The organism is Curtobacterium sp. MMLR14_002 (genome assembly GCF_001864975.1).
GTDB lineage: Bacteria > Actinomycetota > Actinomycetes > Actinomycetales > Microbacteriaceae > Curtobacterium > Curtobacterium flaccumfaciens.
The window spans coordinates 1-317 of record NZ_MJGT01000095.1 but is presented as its reverse complement, the minus strand read 5'-3'; the positions used below and the strand labels follow the sequence as shown (position 1 = coordinate 317).

Genomic DNA, 317 nt, shown 5'->3' with positions numbered 1-317 from the left:
CGCCAGGCGCGTACTGGCCCCGGAACCGCGGTGCTGCGGGCCGACGGCCACGCTCCGGATCAGCACGTGCAGGCCGTCAGCGCTCGCCTCGAACCCGGTGCTGCCGACCACCCTGCCGGCGTCGTCGCGGTCGATCCAGAGCCGCACCGCCGGCTCGTCGAGCCCGGCGAGGGTCAGATCCGCCCCGACGAGGAACGCACGGAGCGCCTCGACGTCGTCCGCGTCGACGGGCTGCAGGGTCAGAGGGCCACGCCTTCCCAGCGCGGGCCGGTCGCGGTGACGACGACGCGGCGGGGTTCGTCGGGCACGTCGTCCGG

The 317-nt window shown here is 76.0% G+C and carries 1 protein-coding gene; it reads right to left on the bottom strand.

Translation table 11 applies throughout. The annotated features are described in order from the left end of the window. On the bottom strand, nt 1-237 hold a 237-nt coding region (locus tag BIU91_RS18615), incomplete at its 3' end, for a GNAT family N-acetyltransferase (RefSeq protein WP_366556904.1). Nucleotides 238-317 lie beyond the last annotated feature (80 nt).